The 18,423-nt window shown below is 70.3% G+C and carries 20 protein-coding genes; 6 read left to right on the top strand and 14 right to left on the bottom strand.

Features of this window, described 5'->3' with window-relative positions:
* Nucleotides 1-22 precede the first annotated feature (22 nt).
* Together BR98_RS14550 and BR98_RS14545 are read right to left on the bottom strand one after the other, a co-directional pair.
* A complete protein-coding gene (locus BR98_RS14550) occupies nt 23-826 on the bottom strand; it encodes a maleylpyruvate isomerase family mycothiol-dependent enzyme (protein WP_035844987.1) in 804 nt (267 codons plus the stop codon).
* A gap of 14 nt (nt 827-840) precedes the next feature.
* Nucleotides 841-2,151 (bottom strand): aldehyde dehydrogenase family protein, encoded by a 1,311-nt coding sequence (locus BR98_RS14545; RefSeq protein WP_035844985.1) that lies wholly within the window; start codon nt 2,149-2,151, stop codon nt 841-843.
* Between the two features lie 110 nt (nt 2,152-2,261).
* Here BR98_RS14545 and BR98_RS14540 point away from each other — a divergent pair, with 110 nt between their 5' ends.
* Nucleotides 2,262-2,723, top strand: coding sequence for a MarR family winged helix-turn-helix transcriptional regulator (locus BR98_RS14540; protein WP_232247421.1), 462 nt, complete (start codon nt 2,262-2,264; stop codon nt 2,721-2,723).
* Nucleotides 2,724-2,752: 29 nt separating this feature from the next.
* Here the strand turns inward: BR98_RS14540 and BR98_RS14535 are convergent, their stop codons facing one another.
* Together BR98_RS14535 and BR98_RS14530 are read right to left on the bottom strand one after the other, a co-directional pair.
* The gene (locus BR98_RS14535) at nt 2,753-3,994 is read right to left on the bottom strand and encodes a cation:proton antiporter (RefSeq protein WP_035844983.1); all 1,242 of its coding nucleotides are present in this window, start codon (nt 3,992-3,994) and stop codon (nt 2,753-2,755) included.
* A 316-nt stretch (nt 3,995-4,310) separates the two neighbouring features.
* Entirely contained in the window at nt 4,311-5,525 is a 1,215-nt protein-coding gene (locus BR98_RS14530; RefSeq protein WP_035844981.1) for an IS110 family RNA-guided transposase, read from the bottom strand.
* A 237-nt stretch (nt 5,526-5,762) separates the two neighbouring features.
* On the opposite strand from BR98_RS14530, the gene BR98_RS14525 reads away from it, so the two are divergent.
* A complete protein-coding gene (locus BR98_RS14525) occupies nt 5,763-6,101 on the top strand; it encodes a cupin domain-containing protein (protein ID WP_035844979.1) in 339 nt (112 codons plus the stop codon).
* 225 nt (nt 6,102-6,326) lie between these two features.
* Nucleotides 6,327-6,965, top strand: coding sequence for a hypothetical protein (locus tag BR98_RS14520; protein WP_035844977.1), 639 nt, complete (start codon nt 6,327-6,329; stop codon nt 6,963-6,965).
* Between the two features lie 67 nt (nt 6,966-7,032).
* Here BR98_RS14520 and BR98_RS14515 read toward each other — a convergent pair whose 3' ends face one another.
* Nucleotides 7,033-7,986: a helix-turn-helix transcriptional regulator gene (locus tag BR98_RS14515; protein ID WP_035844975.1), complete on the bottom strand. Its 954-nt coding sequence runs from the start codon at nt 7,984-7,986 to the stop codon at nt 7,033-7,035.
* A 103-nt stretch (nt 7,987-8,089) separates the two neighbouring features.
* On the opposite strand from BR98_RS14515, the gene BR98_RS14510 reads away from it, so the two are divergent.
* Together BR98_RS14510 and BR98_RS14505 are read left to right on the top strand one after the other, a co-directional pair.
* Nucleotides 8,090-8,671 carry a TIGR03086 family metal-binding protein gene (locus BR98_RS14510; protein WP_035844973.1) on the top strand — a complete coding sequence of 194 codons (582 nt, stop codon included), beginning with the start codon at nt 8,090-8,092 and terminating at the stop codon, nt 8,669-8,671.
* A gap of 162 nt (nt 8,672-8,833) precedes the next feature.
* Nucleotides 8,834-9,388 carry a GNAT family N-acetyltransferase gene (locus tag BR98_RS14505; RefSeq protein WP_035844971.1) on the top strand — a complete coding sequence of 185 codons (555 nt, stop codon included), beginning with the start codon at nt 8,834-8,836 and terminating at the stop codon, nt 9,386-9,388.
* On the opposite strand, the gene BR98_RS14500 is transcribed toward BR98_RS14505, so the two are convergent.
* The 7 genes from BR98_RS14500 to BR98_RS42020 form a co-directional block, all read right to left on the bottom strand.
* Nucleotides 9,351-9,851, bottom strand: coding sequence for a hypothetical protein (locus BR98_RS14500; RefSeq protein ID WP_035844968.1), 501 nt, complete (start codon nt 9,849-9,851; stop codon nt 9,351-9,353). The two genes, BR98_RS14505 and BR98_RS14500, sit on opposite strands and share 38 nt — an antisense overlap.
* A gap of 95 nt (nt 9,852-9,946) precedes the next feature.
* The gene (locus BR98_RS14495; RefSeq protein ID WP_035844966.1) at nt 9,947-10,678 is read right to left on the bottom strand and encodes a JmjC domain-containing protein; all 732 of its coding nucleotides are present in this window, start codon (nt 10,676-10,678) and stop codon (nt 9,947-9,949) included.
* A 3-nt stretch (nt 10,679-10,681) separates the two neighbouring features.
* Nucleotides 10,682-11,950: an MFS transporter gene (locus tag BR98_RS14490; protein ID WP_035844964.1), complete on the bottom strand. Its 1,269-nt coding sequence runs from the start codon at nt 11,948-11,950 to the stop codon at nt 10,682-10,684.
* A gap of 5 nt (nt 11,951-11,955) precedes the next feature.
* Nucleotides 11,956-12,747, bottom strand: coding sequence for a TfuA-like protein (locus BR98_RS36320; protein WP_051969767.1), 792 nt, complete (start codon nt 12,745-12,747; stop codon nt 11,956-11,958).
* A gap of 2 nt (nt 12,748-12,749) precedes the next feature.
* Nucleotides 12,750-14,060, bottom strand: a complete 1,311-nt coding sequence (locus BR98_RS14480; RefSeq protein WP_051969766.1) for a YcaO-like family protein — start codon at nt 14,058-14,060, stop codon at nt 12,750-12,752.
* A gap of 11 nt (nt 14,061-14,071) precedes the next feature.
* Nucleotides 14,072-15,541 (bottom strand): radical SAM/SPASM domain-containing protein, encoded by a 1,470-nt coding sequence (locus BR98_RS14475; protein ID WP_157537776.1) that lies wholly within the window; start codon nt 15,539-15,541, stop codon nt 14,072-14,074.
* Nucleotides 15,542-15,597: 56 nt separating this feature from the next.
* Nucleotides 15,598-15,732, bottom strand: a complete 135-nt coding sequence (locus BR98_RS42020; RefSeq protein ID WP_267886067.1) for a hypothetical protein — start codon at nt 15,730-15,732, stop codon at nt 15,598-15,600.
* 369 nt (nt 15,733-16,101) lie between these two features.
* Between BR98_RS42020 and BR98_RS14470 the strand changes: the two genes are divergently transcribed.
* Nucleotides 16,102-16,710 carry a TetR/AcrR family transcriptional regulator gene (locus BR98_RS14470; RefSeq protein ID WP_232247420.1) on the top strand — a complete coding sequence of 203 codons (609 nt, stop codon included), beginning with the start codon at nt 16,102-16,104 and terminating at the stop codon, nt 16,708-16,710.
* A gap of 34 nt (nt 16,711-16,744) precedes the next feature.
* On the opposite strand, the gene BR98_RS37950 is transcribed toward BR98_RS14470, so the two are convergent.
* The gene (locus BR98_RS37950; protein ID WP_035844959.1) at nt 16,745-17,338 is read right to left on the bottom strand and encodes a ricin-type beta-trefoil lectin domain protein; all 594 of its coding nucleotides are present in this window, start codon (nt 17,336-17,338) and stop codon (nt 16,745-16,747) included.
* Nucleotides 17,275-18,051: a hypothetical protein gene (locus BR98_RS41280; protein WP_157537771.1), complete on the bottom strand. Its 777-nt coding sequence runs from the start codon at nt 18,049-18,051 to the stop codon at nt 17,275-17,277. The genes BR98_RS37950 and BR98_RS41280 overlap by 64 nt, the downstream gene beginning before the upstream one ends.
* Nucleotides 18,052-18,423 lie beyond the last annotated feature (372 nt).

The raw sequence follows: 18,423 nt of genomic DNA, 5'->3' as shown, positions 1-18,423 counted from the left end.
GGGTAGTTCGCAGCGGCCTGAGTCAGAAGGCCGAGTTGGCGAACCAGCGGGCCAGCAGGTCCTGGTCGCCCTCGGTGCTGAACACCTCGGCGCCGTACGGCAGTCGCCCGTAGACGAGGAGCAGCAGATCGGCCGCGCTGCCGTGCACCGTCGCGTCGGCGGTGGTGTGCGGCAGCCCGGCGGCGAGCTCGGCGGCCGGCTCGAGCCCGAAGCCGTCGGGCCGCAGCCGGATGAGCCAGTCCCCGTCCCCGTCCCCGTCCCGGTCTGCGTCGGTGGCGTGGAACCGGATGCTCTGGTCGGTGCCGCGCAGTTCGGCCACCTTGGGCGCGAAGAAGGCGGCGAAGGGCAGGTTGACCAGGAACTCGTCGACTCCGTCCAGCGCGAGCGTCCGGTCGATCCGCGGCTGCAGACCCAAGGCCAGCTCCGCGTCGACGCGGTGCAGCAGGGTCTCGAAGAGCATCCGGCGGGCCCAGAACCGGGCGTGCTGGTCGGCGCCCCAGGCCCACATCGGGAAGTCGGGCTCGGTGACCGCGAACGCCTCGGCCGCCACACTCGCGCTCTCGGCCAGCCAGTCCGGGTAGCCGTCCTGCTCGGCCGGCAGCCGCAGGTCCACGTCACGGCTGCGTGGCGGCTGCTGGATCCGCGCGTGCAGCAGGACGGAGAACCAGCGCTGCACGCTGCCGGCGTGCTTGACCAGCTCGGCCAGCGTCCAGCCCGGGCAGCTGGGGACCGGGGTGGCCAGGTCGGCGCCCTTGACCAGGGCCGCGAACCGGGCGGTCTCGGCGGCGACGGCCGCGCGGTGGTCGGGCAGGTGGGGGGAGTTCATTGGATGGTGGCCTTTCAGCTGACCGGCTTGTCGAGGATGGCCTTCGCGTGACTGAAGGTATCGATGGAGTACTCGCCGTGGTAGCGGCCCATGCCGCTCTCGCCGACGCCACCGAACGGCAGCTCCGGAACGGCCAGGTGGGAGACCGGCAGGCCGAAGGCGAGCGCGCCGGAGGAGGTCTCGATGGTCAGCCGCTGCTTGGTCTGCTCGGAGTCGGTGAAGGCGTAGAGCGCGAGCGGCTTCTCCCGCCCGTTGATGAAGGCGATCGCCGCGTCCAGGTCGGGCACCGCGATGATCGGCAGGATCGGGCCGAAGATCTCCTCCCGCATCACCGGCGCCTCCGGCGAGACGTCGGCCAGCACGGTCGGAGCCAGGTAGCGGGTGGCGCGGTCGTGGCCGCCGCCGGTGACCACCCGGCCGCTGTCGAGCAGGGCGGTGAGCCGGTCGAAGTGGCGCTCGTTGACGATCCGTCCGTACTCCGGGTCGGCCGCCGGGTCCGCGCCGTAGGTCGCCTCGACGGCGGCGGCCAACTGCGCCTCCAACTCGGTGGCGCTGTCGCCGACGGCCAGCACGTAGTCGGGGGCGACGCAGGTCTGACCGGCGTTGAGGAACTTGCCGCGGACCAGCCGCTGGGCGGTGGCGGCCAGGTCGACGCCGGGCTCGACCACGACCGGGCTCTTGCCGCCGAGCTCCAGGGTGACCGGGGTGAGGTACCGGGCGGCGGCCGCCATGACGATCCGGCCGACCGCGCCGTTGCCGGTGTAGAAGATGTGGTCGAAACGCTGCTCCAGCAGCGCGGTGGTCTCCGGGACCGCGCCCTCGACCACGGCGACGGCCTGCGGGTCGAGGTAGCGGGGGAGCAGCTCGGCGATCGCCGCCGAGGTGGCCGGGGCCAGCTCGCTGGGCTTGAGCACCACGGTGTTGCCGGCGGCCAGGGCGCCCACCAGCGGGGCGAGGGCCAGCTGCAGCGGGTAGTTCCACGGGGCGATCACCAGCACGACGCCCAGCGGGTCCCGGACCACCCGCGCTTCGGCGGGCAGGAAGGCGTCGGGCAGGCCGGCAGGCTTGGGACGCAGCCACTCCGCCAGGTGCGCCACGGTGTGGTCCAGCTCGTTGAGGGTGAAGCCGATCTCGGTGCGGTACGCCTCGGCGGGCCCCTTGCCCAGGTCGGCGTGGAGCGCTGCCAGGAAGACGTCCTGCTGCTCGGTGAGCAGGGTGCGCAGCGCCTGCAACTGGCCGAGGCGCCAGTCGAGCGGCTTGGTGCGGCCGGTGTCGAAGGTGGCGCGCAGGTGTGCCACGACCGTGCCGGGGTCGGTGGGGGCCATGGTGGTACTCCGGGAGATTGAAGTGATAGATGGTTGAGGTTGTCAACCAATGTGTTGAAGGTAGACCTCAATGGTTAATGATGTCAAGCAATCTCCCGTAGGCTGGACGCATGACCTCGCCACCGCCCGCAGCCATCACCGCCGCCGTCACCGCCGCCGATGCCGTCGCGCCGACGCCGGCGCAGCTGATGGACCAGCTCGCCCAGGCGGCGGCCGCCTACTACCGGAACTTCGCGACCGTCGCGGCGCAGCGCGGCCTCACCCTGATGCAGGGCAAGATGCTCAGCCTGCTCCGCCGGCCGATGCCGATGCGCACCCTCGCCGAACTGCTCGCGTGCGACGCCTCCAATGTCACCGGGATCGTCGACCGGCTGGAGTCGCGCGGGCTGCTCCGTCGCGAGAGCGACCCTGCGGACCGGCGGGTCAAGCTGGTGCTGCTCACGGCGGAGGGGGAGCGGGCTGTCGCGCAGATCCGCGCCGAGCTGATGTCCGAGCTCAGTGGCCTGGAGAGCCTGGAGGAGGGGGATCGGCGCGCGCTGCAGCGACTGCTGGGGCAGGTCTTCCCGGCGTAGGCGGAGCGGACACGCACGGTACCGGTTGGTCAGGACGGGTTCCCGGCCCGCCGCTGGCAGCCGTCGGCCCGCTGCCGGGCCGACGCGTACCAGGCCGCCAGCGGCCCGTACGTCAGTCCGTGCAGCAGCAGGCTCATCAGTACGGTCATCGTCATCACCTGGCCGATCAGATCGGCGGCGTGCGGGTGCGCGGGGGCGAGGGTGACGAAGGCGAGCAGGCCGAAGACGATGGTCGCCAGGCCCCGCGGCCCGAGCCAGGCCAGTAGCAGCCGGTCGCCGCGGCCCAGGCCGCTGCCGGCCAGGCTGAGCAGCACGGGGACGATCCGGAAAACCGTCAGCGCCAAGGCCCCGTAGGCCACCACCCGGCCGTCGAAGTCACCGGTGAACGCCTGGGTGACGAGTTCGCCGAAGACGAACCAGAGCGCCAACGAGAGCAGCGTCCCGGTGTCCTCGACCAGGCGCAGCGCCTTGGGTGGCAGGGCCCGGGAGTCCGGGGCGAAGCACAGCCCGGCCACGAAGGCGGCGATGAAGCCGCTGCCGCCCAGCACGATCGCCAGCCCGTACGCCATCAACGGCAGCGCGAGGATCCCGAGCCGGACGGCGGCGGGTCGGGTCCAACCGGCCAGCCAGGAGCGCCGCAGCAGCAAGCCACCGGGCTTGCCGACCAGGACGCCCGCCAGGACCGCCCAGAGCAGCGCCCCCACCGCGCTGCGCAGCGCGTCGCCGACCGACCCCGAGGCCGCCCCGCGCGCCTCGACGCCCGCGAGGCAGAGCAGGAAGACCGGCGCGACGATGCCGTCGTTCAGCCCGCTCTCCACCGTGAGCACCGCGCGCAGCCAGGACGGCAGGCGGGAGTCGCGGATCAGCTCGGCGGCCGGGGCCAGGTCGACCGGCACCGTCACCGAGGCGAACAGTGCCGCCAACCACCAACCGCCGGACGGGAACAGCAGGCGGCCCAGCAGTGTCCCGGCAGCCAGCGTCATCGGCAACGCGAGCACCAGCAGTCGCGTCAACACGCGACGCTGCTCCCGGACCACCCGGGCCGGTACGTCGGTGGCATCGGTGAACAGCAGGACGGCGAGAATGATCTCGACGGCCCGCTCGGCATCCGAGGTGGTCAGGCTGATCCGCACCAGCGGATGCGGCCCGGCCGTCAGCGCCACGCCCGCCGCCGTCATCGCCACCGGCGCCGTGACGCTCCAGCGGGCCAGCCGCCCGGCCACCAGGGCCCAGGCGAACAGCGTCCCCATGCTGACGACCAGCGCGATCACCCGTGCACCTGTCTTCCCCCGGAGCGTGATCGGATGCTGACCCGGCGTTGCTGATCGTAGGCTCCGCCGCACCCGGGAGTCGCGCGACCGGGCTGCCCGCGTGTCCCGCCCTGAGGAGCCGTCAGGGGCCGTCAGGGGCCGACTGGGTGCGGCTGGGTGCGGCGAACATCGCTGGATCATCTTGGCGCCGGGTGGCCCGAACTGCCTTGCGACAGAGGGATACTGGTGCGTGACTCGTGCAAACAGACCTGCTCCGTGGTTCAGGAGGATTCCCAATGATGTTGTCAAGCCGGAGTGGTGACTCCAGGTGACTGCATCAGGCTGCGGCAGTTGCTTGCCGGTCAGCGGCTGTCTCGAAGGTGCGGTGGTCGCGTATGAGGGCCCAGAGCACATTGAGACGACGGCGGGCCAGGGCCAGCACGGCTTGCTTGTGGGACTTCCCCTCAGCCCGTTTGCGTTGGTAGAAGCGCCGAGACTCGGGACAGTGGATTGCGGCGGCCTGGGCGGCGAGGTAGCACATCCGCAGCAGGCGCCGGCTGTAGCGGCGAGGGCGTTGCAGGTTGCCGCTGATCTTGCCCGAATCGCGGGGAACCGGGGCGAGACCGGCGACGCCGGCGAGCCGGTCGGGGCTGCCGAAGGCGGCCATGTCGCCGCCCGTGGCGGCGATGAACTCGGCTCCGAGCGTGTCGCCGATGCCGGGCATGCTGGTGATCACTGCGGCGTCGGGGTGCTCGCGAAACCGTTCCTCGATGAGGGTGTTGAGCTGGTCGATCTCCTCATCGAGGGCCATCACCTCCATGGCAAGGGTGCGGACCATCCTGGCGGCGGTCTTCTCACCGGGCACGACGGTGTGCTGGGCCTCGGCGGCGGTGAGCGCGGTGTTAGCGGCGCTCTTGGCGTTGGTGACGGTGCGGACGCCGTGGTTCTTGAGCCAGGTCGTCAGCCGGGCCCGGCCGATCCGCCGCAGCGCGGAGGGCGTCTGGTAGCCGGTCAGCAGGATGAGCGCGGTCTTGGAGGTGCTGTAGTCGAACGCCCGCTCAAGGGCGGGGAAGTACTCCAGCAGCTGGGCGCGGAGCCGGTTGATGGCGCGGGTGCGGTCGGCCGACAGGTCCATACGGCGGGCCGTCATGATCCGCAGGTCCACCGCGATCTCGCTCGTCTCGGTCAGCGGCTGCAGATCACGCCGCATGCGGGCGGTGTCGGCGATGACGAAGGCGTCCTTCGCGTCCGTCTTCCCGCTGCCCCGGTAGGCGGCCGAGGCGTGGTGCACGGTCCGGCCGGGGGTGTAGAGCAGCTTCTGCTCGTGGCTGACCAGGAGGGCGATCAACAGGGCGGCGCCGCCGGAGTTGAGGTCGACCGCCCAGGTAACGGGGCCTCCGTCGGCCAACTCCAGGACGTCGCCGAGCAGTTCGAGCAGTTCTGGCTCGTTGTTCGGCACCCGCCGGGAGAGGACCTTGTTCCCGTCCGTGTCGATCGCCGTGCAGTGGTGCTCGCCCTTACCCGCATCTGTCCCGGCCCACAGTTCGGGCACCCGGTCCTCCTCGCTCGACGTGCGTGTTCACGGTCCCAGCAGACGACCTCGCCGACGTGTCCATACGAGCGATCTTGTTCCGCGCATCCCAATCAGCGGCCGAGTCGTCGCGGGGTCCCGGCGGCCAATCCTCCTAAGCCACATCAGCGGCAACAGCATGGAAGCCACACCAGGGACCCCTGGGCGTCCCGATCTTACGAGTGATCCGAATCAACCCACGATGAAAGGTATGGAAGCATGGACTCCACCCCCTCGCTCGAAGGCTGGGACATCGCCGGCGTCGACGGCGGTGACGAACGGCCCTGGATACCCTGGGGCTCGCAGGGCAAGGCGCGGGCCAGGATCGCCGCGCGGGCGGACGGCTACCACGTCGCCATCGTGGAGGCCGAGCCCGGATACCGGACCGATCCGCACGTGCACGAGCACGCCGAGTTCCTCTACGTCATCGAGGGCACCCTCAGCAACCAGGGGCGCACCATGACCGTCGGTGACGTCTTCGCGGCCGCCGCGGGGTCCGCGCACACCGACTTCGTCGCTGAGACGGCCGTCCGGTACGTCTCGATCTTCAAGCTCTGACCACATCTCGGGGTGGCGGACCCGGCGCTGCCCGGGACACCGGTCGGGCGCGCCCAGGTGTGCCTGGGTGTGCCCGGGCGCAGAAGTCCGGCTCGGACGACCCCGGACCGCTGGGGGACCGGACGGCAATCCCGGCGAAGGCGGCCACCCGTCTGGTTCGCCCACGCTCCGATGTGGTGAGATGTGCGCTCACGGTCAAACGAGTCGCTCTGCCGGGGGTACAGCGTGCTGAGGAGTGGATGGCTGGTCGGGCTGGACGGCGACGCGGCGGAGCTCGCTGCCGTCGGTCTGGTGCGGCTGGCAATGGAGGAGAAGCCCGACGCGGCGGCGACCGGCCCGGGCGGGCGCTCCCAGGCCCGGGCGTTCGCGGACGCATGGCTGGCCTTCGGGGACTCGTGGGCGCCGGGGCTGCGGGCGCCGGCCGGGACGGTGCTGCGGGCACTCCTGTGCCGGGCCGCGGAGCTGCTGCTCGCGGTCCACCACGGCGAGGAGCCGGACGTCCTGGAGGCGCTGGGCCGGCGGGCGGCCGAGGCCCGTGAGGAGGCCTGCCGGGAGGGGACGGCGCACCCGGCCGAGCCCACGGCCTGCACGCTGCTCTGGCACGCCGTACGGGCGCTTGCCGAGGACGGCGGGCCGGAGCACTACCGGCGGATCGAGGAGCGCTGCGAGGCATACGTCCGGGACGGGCATCACCGCCAGGACACTCTCGAGCTGGTCGTCGCCTGCGCCGGGCTGGCGGCCGACGCGCTGGTCGAGCTCAGCGGCGGGGACCCCGGCCGGGCGGCCGGCCGGCTTGCGGAACACGCTGCCCGGTACATGCCATCGGCCGGCCCCGCAGCGCCCTGGGTGCCGAGCCGGCCTTGACCGCGGGGGTCGCCTCTGCTCCTGGATGTCCGGCGTCGCGCGCCCGGCAAGATCGGCCGGACAGGCCCTAGCGGTACACCTCGGCCACCTCCGTCGCCGCGCGGGCCAGTTCGGCGCGGGCCTCGGACGGGGCGAGGATCTCCAGGTCGGCGCCGAAGCTGAGCAGGGCCCGGGCAGCCGCGACGACCGGGAACGCGAGGGTCAGCTCGGCCCACTCGCCGTCACCCGGGGCGGGCGGCTCGGACACCCGGGGCCCGTGGATGCGCAGCAGCATGTCGAGTCGGCTGCGGCGCACCCGAGCCCGGAGCAGCACGTCATCGGGCACCCGCTCCACCTGCTCGCGAAGCACCGCCCACACGCTCGCGAGGGTCTGGCCGGCCCGCCGGAGCACCGGGTCCTCGCCGATGGCGGCGGCCCGCACCCGGTCCACCCGGAAGAGGCGGGGCGCGGCGTCCAGGTCGGCCGCCAGGTACCAGACGCCGGCCTTGCTCACCAGGCCGTACGGGTCGACCGTGTATTCGTTGGCCTCCGCGGCGCCGCTGTGCCGGTACGTCAGCAGCACTCGCCGGTCGGTGAAGACGGCCTGCTGCAGCTCGCCCAGCGCGCTCGCCCCGACCGGCTGCTGCATCCAGCGGGCCGGGTCGATCAGGATCCGCTCGCTGGTGCGCTCGGCGGCCGGGCGGTGCGGGGCCGGCAGCGCGGCCATCACCTTGCGCAGCGCCGAGGCGAGGGCGTCGCCGAGGCCGAGCGCCTCGTGCGAGGCCTGGGTGGAGAGTACGAAGAGCGCGCGGGCCTCGTCGCCGGTCAGCCCGGTGACGTCGGTGCGGTAGCCGGGCAGCAGGTTGATCCCGCCGTGCCGGCCGCGTTCGGCCCAGACCGGGATCCCGGCCGCCGACAGGGCGTCGACGTCCCGGTAGATGGTGCGGACCGAGACCTCAAGGCGCTCGGCCAACTCGGTGGCGGGCACCTGACCGCGGGTCTGGAGCAGCAGCAGGATCGACAGCAGGCGGTCGGATTTCACAGGATCCCATTAAACCTGACGTTCCTTGTCAGGTATTGCCGGAAGAGTGTCCCTCGCAAGCACGCAAGGCAGAACATCCCGCCACACCCCAGGAGTTGCTCCGATGGACCCGCGTTCGCTCTACACCCGCACCCTCGACCAGCTGGAGAAGGTCTTCGCAGCCGTCACCCCCGCCGACCTGGACCGCCCCACCCCGTGCACCGAGTACGACCTGCGGGCGCTGCTCGGCCACGTGATCGGCGGAATCCATCGGATCGCCTACATCGGTGAGGGCGGGCGCGGGCTGGACATCGCCCCGATGGTCGACCGGGTGGACGACACCGACTGGCCCGGCGCGCTCGACCGGGCCCGGGTCCGGGTGACCGCCGCCTGGGCGGACGAGGCCAAGCTGGAGCGGATCGTCGAGGTCCCGTGGGGCGAGATGCCCGGGGCGATGGCGCTGGGCGGCTATGCGATGGAGGCCACCACCCACACCTGGGACTTGGTGCAGGTGGTCGCCCCGGGGCTGGCGCTGGACGAGGAGCTGGCGCAGATCTCGCTGGGCATCGCCCAGCAGGCGCTGCCGGCCGAGCGCAGCCGCGAGGGGCTCCCGTTCGGGCCGGCCCGTGAGGTGCCCGCCGACGCGAGCGCATACGCCCGGCTCGCGGGCTGGCTGGGCCGCGAGGTGGCGTTCGCCGGGCGGTGATTCGGGATCGGCCTGTTCCAGCAGCAGTAGGAGCTGCGGCGGCGGTCGGCCGCAGCGGTGAACTCGCGCTGCTCAGCGGTCCGATGCGGGTGCCGGTCGGCCCGACCCCCACCCGGGGCCGGGCCGACCGGCGGCCTGACGGTCCGTCGGTACCATGAGGCGGTGTCGGATCACACCAACCCGTTCGCGGAGTATCAGCCCCACCTCGCCGAACGCCGCACTTCGGTGGACGCCGCTCTGCGCGAAGCGTCAGCCGAGGACCTCACCGCGCTCGCCGCCGTGCAGGTGAGGGTGCGTGGTGGCGAGGAGCGGGAATGGGTGACCCGCCTGGCGAAAGCACTCGACAGCGAGCGCGGCACCGTGGTGCTCTGCCAGGTCGACGGGGTGGTTGCCGGCTATGCGAACGTCGCGTTCCTGCCCGAGCATCCGGTGGACCGGGCACCGGGCGGCTACTACCTGACGGGTGTCACGGTGGACCACCCGTGGCGGCGACAGGGGCTGGGCCGACTGCTCACCCAGTGGCGGATGGGCTGGGCATGGGAGCGTGCCAGGGACATCTGGTGCTTCGTCTCCACGGAGAACCGCGCCTCGCTCGACCTGCACAGCGCGCTCGGCTTCACGCCGGTGCGCACCGGAGGCAGCTTCCAGGGAGTCTCCTTCACTGCCGGGGAGGGCATCCTCATGGGCGCCCACCGCTCCCCGGCACCGCCTGCCTGATCCGCTCGACCAGCTCCGGCAAGGGCGCGCTGTGCCAGTCCTCCAGGCTGTGCGTGAGATCCGCGCCGGCGGCGTGGGCCAGGTTGACCTCCGAGGTCTCGCAGAGCCAGTCGAGCTGGAGGATCAGACCGCTCGGCGCAGCCGTCAACTCGACCGTCAGGCCCGTTGCGAGAGTGCCGTTGGAGGACAGCGGGCGGCCGTTCTCCATGCTGCCGACCACCGCCTTCACGACGGCGAACGAGCGCCGCGGGCTGCTCACGGTCAGCTGTGCCCCGGGCGGGAGGACGACGATCCAGCGGTTGCGATCCGGCGGGACATCGAGGCCCTGCCGGTGCTGCGCCCACGCGCCGCGGATCCAGACCGTCAGTGGTGCGCCGAGCAGATGTTGCTCGACCCGGGTCCGGTCGAGGTATCCGCCGAGTCGCGGATCCTTGAACCGCATCTCGGAGTATTCGTCCGTCATGTCCTGCCGACCTTGCAGGACCCGGAAGCTTCCCTCCAGCCTCGGGACGCTCAGGAGTCCTGCGACTGCTTCCACGAAGTCGGACTGTGTCATGGTCAGAGTCCCAGTCGGTCGGTGGCGGCGGCTGCGATCGTCTCCGTAGCCACAGCACCCGAGCCGAGCAACTGCGAGGCGAGGGCGTACGGGTGGGGACGGGAGAGCGTGAAGGTGAGGTGCGTCGACCGGTCCGAGGCGGTGCGGGCCCGGTGCGGCCAGCCGTGAGGCAGGTACAACATGTCGCCCGGAGCCAGCACGAAGCTGAACCGCTCGCCCTGCGGATCGGGCTCCAGTCCCGCGTTCGGGTTGGCGCCTGCCGTCGGGCGGACGATCTCCCACTCCTTGTGGCCCTCCAGCTGGACGGCCAGCACGTGGGAGGCGTCCCGGTGGAAGCTCAACCCCCGTGACTCAGTCGGGGTCACGAACGCGTAGGCCGTGGTGGCCAGGCCGAAATGGGCCTGGAACGCCGCGACTTCGGCACGGACGGCGCCGTCGAAGTCCTCCAGCCGCTGGAACTTCATGGTGTACCCCTGCCCGACCAGCTCCCTGAGCCGGTCGGGATCGATCACCCGCTGGCGGAATCCGGGAACCGCGTCGGTGAACTCCTTCACGGCCGGCTGACTGCTCGAGCGGACCAGGGTCAGGTAGGGCCAGTGGAGATTCGGATCGGTGAGCAGGCTCAGGACCCTTTCGGCGCTGATCTCGGGTGAGAGTGCTGCGCGGCCGATCCAGTGGCGATCGTTCCAGCACTCCGAGATGCGGTCCAGGGCCGCAGCCGGGACGGAAAGCACAGGTCAGGTCCTTCCAGGCGAGGCGACAGGGAGCGGGGACAGGCGCTGGGCCCGTCGCAGAAAACCGACCAGGACGGCTGCGGTCAGGAACGCGGCCGCCAAAGCGCCGGCCCGGACACCGGCAGCGGAGGCCAGCAGTCCGCTCGCGACGGCGCCCAGCGGCATGCCCGCGACGGAGAGCGTCCGGAACAGCGCCATGGTCCGGCCGATCGTGGCCCGTGGCGCGGAGGTCATCAGGAGTGTGGACGACGGCACGTTCCACAGTCCCGCTGCCAGCCCGAGTGCGGCCATTCCCAGGACCAGGACCGTCAGCGAATGCGCCCAGAAGATCAGCAGGAATCCGGGGATCTTGAAGGCGATCGCCAGGCCGGCCACATGGCGGTGGGGAGTGTCACGAGCCGCCAGCCTGCCCGCGGCCAGATTGCCCAGGACCATGCTCGCGGCGTTGGCACCCGTCAGGAGACCGTAACCACTGGGGTGGACACCAACACCGCGGATCGCCAGCAGGGGCAGCACACCGCTGTTGAGGCCGTTGCAGAAGTTGTTGACGGTGACGCAGAGCAGCAGGAGGGTGAGGAGGCCGTGGCCGCGCACGCTCTCGAGCCCTTCGCGGACGTCACGCACGATGCCGCGGAGGATGCCGCGCGTCGCCGCTGTCGCCGGTTCGGGACCGTCGGCCACTTCGGAGCTGCCGGCCTTCCGGTCGATGTCGGTCGGCAGCGCGGTGACCCAGCCGGCGGCCGCGCCGAACGTCAGGACGTTCAGCAGGAACGGCAGCGCGTTCCCGACGGACGCGAGGTAGCTTCCCAGCGGTGCCGCAACGATCCCGACGGTGGACTGGGAAGCGCTGAGTCGAGCATTGGCGGTCCCCAGGTCCTGCTCGGGGACGGTGGACGGCAGCAGGCTGGAGAAGCAGCTGTCGGAGACCGTCTGGAGGCTGGTGAGCGCGAAGACGAAGACGATCAGCAGCGGGATCGAGACCTGGCCGGCTAGCGCTGCCACGACGAGAACGGCCGCGAGCACGCAGCGGACGCTGTCCGACAGCAGAAAGGCCCGGCGCTTGTCCCACCGGTCGACCAGCGCTCCCGCAGGCAGCCCGAAGACCAGCCACGGCGCGAACGACATGGCTGACACCAGGGAGAGCATCGTCGGGCTCGCGGTCAGCTGCGCCCCCAGCACGGCGACCGCCGAGGTCCGGGCGGAGTCACCGAGCCGGGTGCCCACCGCCGCGGCGTGGAGCTTCTCGAACCGGGACCCGTAAGTGCGAACCACGTCGGCTACTCCTGTGCCAGGAGCGCACTGACGTCCTCGGGCACCGGGACGAGTCTGGTCGGCACCTGCAGCGGCGCCCGCCCAAGGACGATGTCACAGAAGGCGGCTTCCGCGTCGCGTCGCTTCGCGTCCCAGGCCGCGTGCCGGGCGGGAGCCAGGTAGTGCAGAGCAAGACCCAGCTCCGACCCTTCCCCCTCGGCGCTGAGGAGTTCCTTCGCCAGGACGCGAAGCGCCGAGAAGCTCCGGTCGCCGAAGTAGAGCTCGCCCAAGCGGCGACGGTAGGCCCCGCAGCGTGCCGGGTCGACACCGTGGGACTCCAGCAGGGTACACAGCGCGTCAACATTGACCATGGGCACGGTCAACGCGCGGAACCGGTCGTCGTGCATGAGGACGACGTTCTCGTCCGAGGTCCGCGAGCCGGTCAAGTAGTCGAGGAAGATCGCGCCGAGGCCGATCATCCCCCAGGGGCGGGCCTCCACCGCCCGCAGTGCCCCCATGCTGCTGCAGCCGTAGAGGCGGACCCCCTGGCGCAGCACTGCCTGAATCTCCGTCAGGTTCACCGCCTGGCCGGCGCCGAAGTAGCCGTCGATCACGAGGGCGGCAGCGGGCGGGTCGGGGCGGCCCATCACCGCGGTCAGGTCGCCGTCCCGTACCGGCGGGAGGATCAGGTGCCCCCCGAGTTCGGCAAGCGGAGAGCCGACCAGGCTCGGTCCGGCGAACACGACCAGATCCGTTCGGTCGAGCCCGGCGAGGACACCACGCAGGTCGGGGTCCTCGAGCTGTGGTACTCCGTGCATGCCTAGCGCGCTCCTCGGGCTTGCTTGTAGAACCGGTAGAAACGGCTGCCGATCCGGGAGGGCTCGTTGGCGGCGAACTCCAGCCCGGGGACGATGACTTTCACGACGCGTGGAAGGCCGTCGCCGACCTCCTGCCTGCCACCGGGCCGGGCCGGGCCGGCCAAGGTCAGGTCGGCCACGAGGATGCGTCGCAGGCCGGCTCCGCACAGACTCCGGCGCACCGTTTCCAGATCGGTCCGCAGATCGCCTGCCGAACGGTTCGGGATCTCGTCGAAGTCGATTCGCTGCCATCCGCGCGACCACCGGGCCGCCCGCTCGTGCGCTGCCTGATAGGTCTCCTCCCGGCGATCGCGGTAGCGGGTGCTGAAGTCCTCGCGGGCGCCGGAAATGACGCTCAGTCGGGACTGCGCCAGCTCGGTCAGCGCTCGGGAAACACCGACCAGAGGATCCAGATGGCAGCCGGCTCCGGCGTTCACCAGCATCGGGTTCTCGGCCAGGCGGTCGTCGCCGAGGGCGAAGAAGCTGGTGATCTCCAGCGAGGACCGGAAGGCGAACAGCGAGACCGAGACACCGGCTTCCTCGAAGGTCCGGCCGAGTTGGCGCAGGTCCGGCGGCAGGGAGTCGAGCGCGACTTGATGGCCCAGCCGGAGCACCTCGCCGAAGGAACGGCCGTCGCGCTCGACCAGTTCGTAGAGCGCGTGCAGGACCGCCTCGGCGAGGCAGTTGCCGGAGGCGAGGCCGTCCGAGTGGTTGGCGAAGAGACGTGCACCGTGTGCTTCATAGGGCGAGAACACGGCGTCGGCCGGGACCTGGACCACAGCGCCGCTCACCAGGTCCCGGGTGGGAACCCACTCCAGCGGGGCGTCCGGCTCCCACCTGGTCCTGGTGTCGAGGACGAGGTCGCGGGGGTCCAGGACCTCCGCGAACCGATCCCGGGCCTGGGCCACGGTGAGCACCGGGCCGTGCCGGCCCTGCTGCTCACCGCAGAAGCGCTCGTGAGCCTCCATCAGGGCGGAAGCCAGGGCGGCCTTGCGGGTACGGCCCTTGCCGCAGGTCACGGTCAGGTTCCCGGGGGCCGCGGTGGTCCGGTAGGTGTTGAAGACGGGGATGCCGAGCCGGTCGAGGCCGGTGATGTCGGCGACGCGGGAGACGCCGGAGACCACGCGCATGTTCCAGGCGGCCCGGATGCTGTCGTCCAGGGACCGGTGGCGTCCGGTCGTGGGGTAGAGGTCGTGGTCGCAGCGCGGATCCGGGTCGGCCAGGATCGCATCCGCATCCGGTAACAGGCTGTCGAGGGCTGCCGTCGTGGTCATGCGGTGGTACCTCACACGAAGTCGCGGAGGTCGGCCGCTTCATAAGCCGATTCCTGGGGCTCGGGGCGGGACAGGTCTCCGAGGGCCAGCCGGCGCAGCGCCTGCGGGTTCGTCCTGGCGATCCGGGCGAAGGCATCCAGGGCGAAGCCGATCAGGGCCTTTCGTTCCTGGCAGGCGGCCGGGAGCGTGCCGAACTCGCCCGCACCCGCGGACAGGGACCGGTGGTAGCACTCGCCGCCGCAAATGTGCTTCGCCCAGCAGTTGCGGCACGGTTCGCGCTCGTCGACACGCTTGAAATGCCGGCTGCGGATTTCCACGATCGGCAGGCCCTTGGTGATGTGGCCCAGCTCGAAAGCCGGCTCCTCGATCGCATGATGGCACGAGTAGACCCGGCCGTCGGGTCCGACGGTGACAGCATTTCGCGCGGCCTGGCATGGATACCAGGAGCTGACCGCCCGCCCCTGGTGGAGAATCTTCTGGAAGAACGAGCCGAACGGCATGATGTCAAGAATGACACCGTTCTCCAGATTGCCCGTCCACCAGTCCAGGAGTTCGATCATCTCGGACTCGTTGGTGGCGGTGATTCCCTCGTTGTTGTACATCGGCTGCACGTGGACCTCGTTGAACCCCAGCGCGACCAGGTATTTGTGCAGGGCGACCAGCGGAGTCCCTGGACGGCCGACCGCGCGCACTCGGCGCATCGGTGAGGTCTGGGAATCCATGATGCGCCGGATATTGCGCAGGACGACCCTGCTGGTCGGTCGTCCGGAGAGCAGGACCCGTTCGCTGTTCAGAGCCGGCGGCCCGTCCAGGCTGATGATCAGCGATATCTTGTGCGCCTCGCACCAGTCGAGGACCTTGGCAGTGAGAAGCGTGCCATTCGTATAGACGTTGAAGCGCACCTTGACGCCCAGCGGTGCGGCATACGCTTCCGCGTACTCCACGCTGCGTTCCAGGATCTCGCGTTCCAGCAGCGGCTCGCCGCCGATGAAGAAGATCCGGACCGGCTTGCTCGGGTCCGCCTGGTCGAGGACCTGTTGGATGCTGCTGCGGGCGGTCTCCCAGGCCATCCCCTGCGGCACCTCGGAGCCCTTCTTCTCCTTGGTCTCGAGCTCGTTGTAGCAGTAGGTGCAGCCCATGTTGCAGTGGTAGGTGTTGCCGATCACCAGTTGGTTGATCGTGGTGCTGTTGTTGTCCGCCGGGACCGGGAAGGAGGGGGCGGAGATGATCCGGGTCAACTCGTCCCATTCCCGGCGCTCGTCGGCGGTCAGATCGCCGGCTCCATGGCTGGCTGCCGCGAACCGCCGGGCCCGCTCCACGAGATGGGGCGGAAGCGTGGCGAACGACATTCGGTCCGGATCATAGAGCGTGGCACGCGAGCCGTCTGCGTTGGGGAGAACCACAGCTTTATCGGTGGCCATGTCGACCAGGGAACCTTTCGAGAGTGAAAGTAGATCTCCGATGAGCCCCCGGGTCCGCAATCGGGAACGGTGCCGTGCGAACCCGGGGGTTTGTCAGCGAGATATCAGCCCGAATATCAGGTGGCGATCTCGCAAATGATCCCAGGACGCTCGGCCTGATCCTCGGCGTACAGCTCCTCGACGAGGTTGCTCAGGTCAACGAGCTCGACGTCCTGCTCGATGATCTCTGCGGTGGTCACTGCTGCGGACATAGTTGGTTCACCTCCTCGGTTCGCCAACCGACCTACCCGGGCTGTTTCGCACGCAAACGCATGCCGATCAATGGTCCGTGTTGCTGGCGAAATGCCCGAATTTTCGAGGATTGGTCAAGAGAGGAAATGAGCGACATCTCTCCCACATCCGACGCATCGGACCAACAGAAGCGGAATGCATCCACGCTCTTATGCAGTCGATGGACCGTGCGCGGAGATTGGATGGTCGGAGCAGCATGCTCCCTTCCCGCGGCGGCCACGCTCGCTCGAGCAGCCACCACTGCACTGCCCGGTCCAGGAGATCGTCCTGAGGGTGGCGCCGTACTGGGGGGAGGCTGCTCAGCGCCGGGCCAGGGGCAGAATGGGGACGTGAGCGCTACTCAGCAGAAGACGATGAATGCCGACGATCAGGTGACCACGGTCGAGGCGGACCTGCCACCTCGCGAGCGCCTGGTCCGGGCCGCCTCGCGGCTGTTCTACTACGAGGGCGTACGCGCGGTCGGTGTGGAGCGGCTGATCGCCGAGGCCGGCGTGACGAAGGCCACCTTCTACCGGCACTTCGCCGCCAAGGACGACCTGGTCGTGGCCTATCTGCTGACCAAGGACACCTACTACAAGGCGGTGGCCGAACCGCTGGCCGCCGCGCACCCGCCCGCGGAGGCGATCGACCTGATCTTCGAGGCGATCGCCGAGCACGCCCGCGAACGCGGCTTCCGCGGATCGCCGTTCATGAACGCGGCCGCGGAGTACCCGGACGCCGGCCACCCGGTGCGTGGCCTGGTCGCGTCCCACCGGGACTGGATCCGCGCCCTCTTCCAGGACCTGCTCACCCGGCTCGGCCACGCCGACCCGGAGTCGGCAGCCGGTGCGCTGCTGATGCTGTACGACGGCGCGATGGCCGCCGGCTACCTGGACGACTCGAAGGCCGCCCGCAAGACCCTGCTGAACGCGGTCCGGCTGATCCGATCGGACGGCTGAGTCCCCTGCCTGGTTGGCAGTCCGCGCTACGTGGTCAGGGGATGCGCCAGCGTTGCGCGGCGGAACCGTTGCAGTCGTAGATCTGCAGTCGGGTTCCCTGCGTCAGGGTCGCGCCCGGGTCGTCCAGGCACCTGTTCGACCGGGGGTTGCGCAGTGCGCCGTTGGGTTGTGGCACCCACTGCTGATCGGGGTTGTCGGTGGTGCAACTCCACAGTTGCACCAGGGTCTTGTTGTCGGTGCCGCCGTCGACGACGTCGATGCACTTGCCCTGGATGCGGAGCGTGCCGTCGCTGCTCGCCGCCACCTTCTGAGCGTCGGTGCCGTTGCAGGCGTGGAGGGTGATGGGGTTCCCGTCCTGGGTGGATCCCCACTTGTTGTCGACGCAGAGGTTGGCGGCGACGCCCGCGACGGTCTCGCCGGTCGGGTCGGCGCCGCTGAGGGTGAACGTTGCGTGCAGCGGGAGGTCGCTGCGGCGGGCGGAGTCCCCGACGAAGACCTGGTAAGTGCCGCCCGGGGTGGTCCAGTTCTTGTCGGCGGTGCTCCACACCGCCAGGTCGGAGGGGGTCAGCGCGAAGGTGACCGCGGTGGACTGCCCGGGCTGGAGGGTGAGCTTGGAGAACCCGCGCATCCGCAGTGCCTGCTCCCCGCTGGCGGACGGCGAACCCAGGTACCCAGCGAGACATTGCCTCCCTTGCCGGCCACCTCCTGACCGACGACCGTGCCGTACTGCTGCTCCAGCGACGGGTCCCATGTCGCGGCGCCCGCCACGGGGGCCGGCAGTTGGGTGACCCCGGACCAGGAGTGGCCGACGCCGCCCGGTCCGTCCATGAGGTTGAGGGCGGGGATGCGCAGGGCCGGGTTCGCGGCGATCTCGCCGGTGTAAGGCGTCTGCTCGCCACGGGTGTTCTTCCCGCTCACCAGGTTGACCTCGTCGGTCAGGCTCATCTGCGCGATGACCTGGTCGGCCCGCCGGTCCGCGGTGGCTGTCGAGCCGACCCATGGGCAGCCCGCGGCGCGGGCTTCCGTCGGCACGGCGATCGCCGGCGGCGCCGCGAGTGCCAACACGATGATCAGTGGCTTCAGTCTGGCTTTCATCTCGTAGGCGATCCGTTCGTAGGGGTTCGCGTCCTTGAGGGGGTAAGGGGGGCTCGACGAGTGGCCGTGTGGTGATGCCGGTTGGCGGTGCTGTCGCGGGCGCGGTGAACTGCCCTGCGTGTCATGGCTGATCGGGGCACAGCCATGAGTCGATGCAGGTCCATTCGTCACACCCGTGGGGGAGGGATGGCAGCCGGACCACGGCAGGATGACTTGTTCTGAGCGAAATGCCGGATGTTCAGTCATGATTGAGCATCAGTGAGCGAAGTGCAAGCTCTGGGTGGACACGGGCGGGGCCGCCTGGCTCGTCGGTATCGTCGATCAAGTCGGCTGACTGGGCGAGGAGTTGCTGACGCGTGTGCCGGTCGGGGGTGGGCCGATTCAGGGTCGTGGCAGAGGTGTGGTCGCCCATGGCGCCGGCCAAGGGTAGGAAGACCGGTCGCTCTACCGCGTGACAATAGCGCCCCCGACTTCGCCGCGCCATGGATTCAGTCACTGAAGGAGCGTCACGGGCACTGCCTGACAAGGGGATCGGCGGCGCTCCTCGATGTTGAGAGTTGTTCAATCGCGATCGGTTTCGTTCAGAACTAACTCGTCGAGGTCTTGACAGTCGTCTGT

Origin of the sequence: Kitasatospora azatica KCTC 9699, assembly GCF_000744785.1 — a bacterium.
In the GTDB taxonomy this organism is placed as follows: Bacteria; Actinomycetota; Actinomycetes; order Streptomycetales; family Streptomycetaceae; genus Kitasatospora; species Kitasatospora azatica.
Note: the sequence above shows the minus strand (reverse complement) of the source record. Positions and strands in the feature narration are given on the sequence as shown.

Bases quoted from the DNA above. Each gene is read 5' to 3' on its own strand.
- BR98_RS14550 (WP_035844987.1), bottom strand. From the start codon at position 826: ATGAACTCCCCCCACCTGCCCGACCACCGCGCGGCCGTCGCCGCCGAG.
- BR98_RS14545 (WP_035844985.1), bottom strand. From the start codon at position 2,151: ATGGCCCCCACCGACCCCGGCACGGTCGTGGCACACCTGCGCGCCACC.
- BR98_RS14540 (WP_232247421.1), top strand. From the start codon at position 2,262: ATGACCTCGCCACCGCCCGCAGCCATCACCGCCGCCGTCACCGCCGCC.
- BR98_RS14525 (WP_035844979.1), top strand. From the start codon at position 5,763: ATGGACTCCACCCCCTCGCTCGAAGGCTGGGACATCGCCGGCGTCGAC.
- BR98_RS14510 (WP_035844973.1), top strand. From the start codon at position 8,090: ATGGACCCGCGTTCGCTCTACACCCGCACCCTCGACCAGCTGGAGAAG.
- BR98_RS14500 (WP_035844968.1), bottom strand. From the start codon at position 9,851: ATGACGGACGAATACTCCGAGATGCGGTTCAAGGATCCGCGACTCGGC.
- BR98_RS36320 (WP_051969767.1), bottom strand. From the start codon at position 12,747: ATGCACGGAGTACCACAGCTCGAGGACCCCGACCTGCGTGGTGTCCTC.
- BR98_RS14480 (WP_051969766.1), bottom strand. From the start codon at position 14,060: ATGACCACGACGGCAGCCCTCGACAGCCTGTTACCGGATGCGGATGCG.
- BR98_RS42020 (WP_267886067.1), bottom strand. From the start codon at position 15,732: ATGTCCGCAGCAGTGACCACCGCAGAGATCATCGAGCAGGACGTCGAG.
- BR98_RS37950 (WP_035844959.1), bottom strand. From the start codon at position 17,338: ATGCGCGGGTTCTCCAAGCTCACCCTCCAGCCCGGGCAGTCCACCGCG.
- BR98_RS41280 (WP_157537771.1), bottom strand. From the start codon at position 18,051: ATGACTGAACATCCGGCATTTCGCTCAGAACAAGTCATCCTGCCGTGG.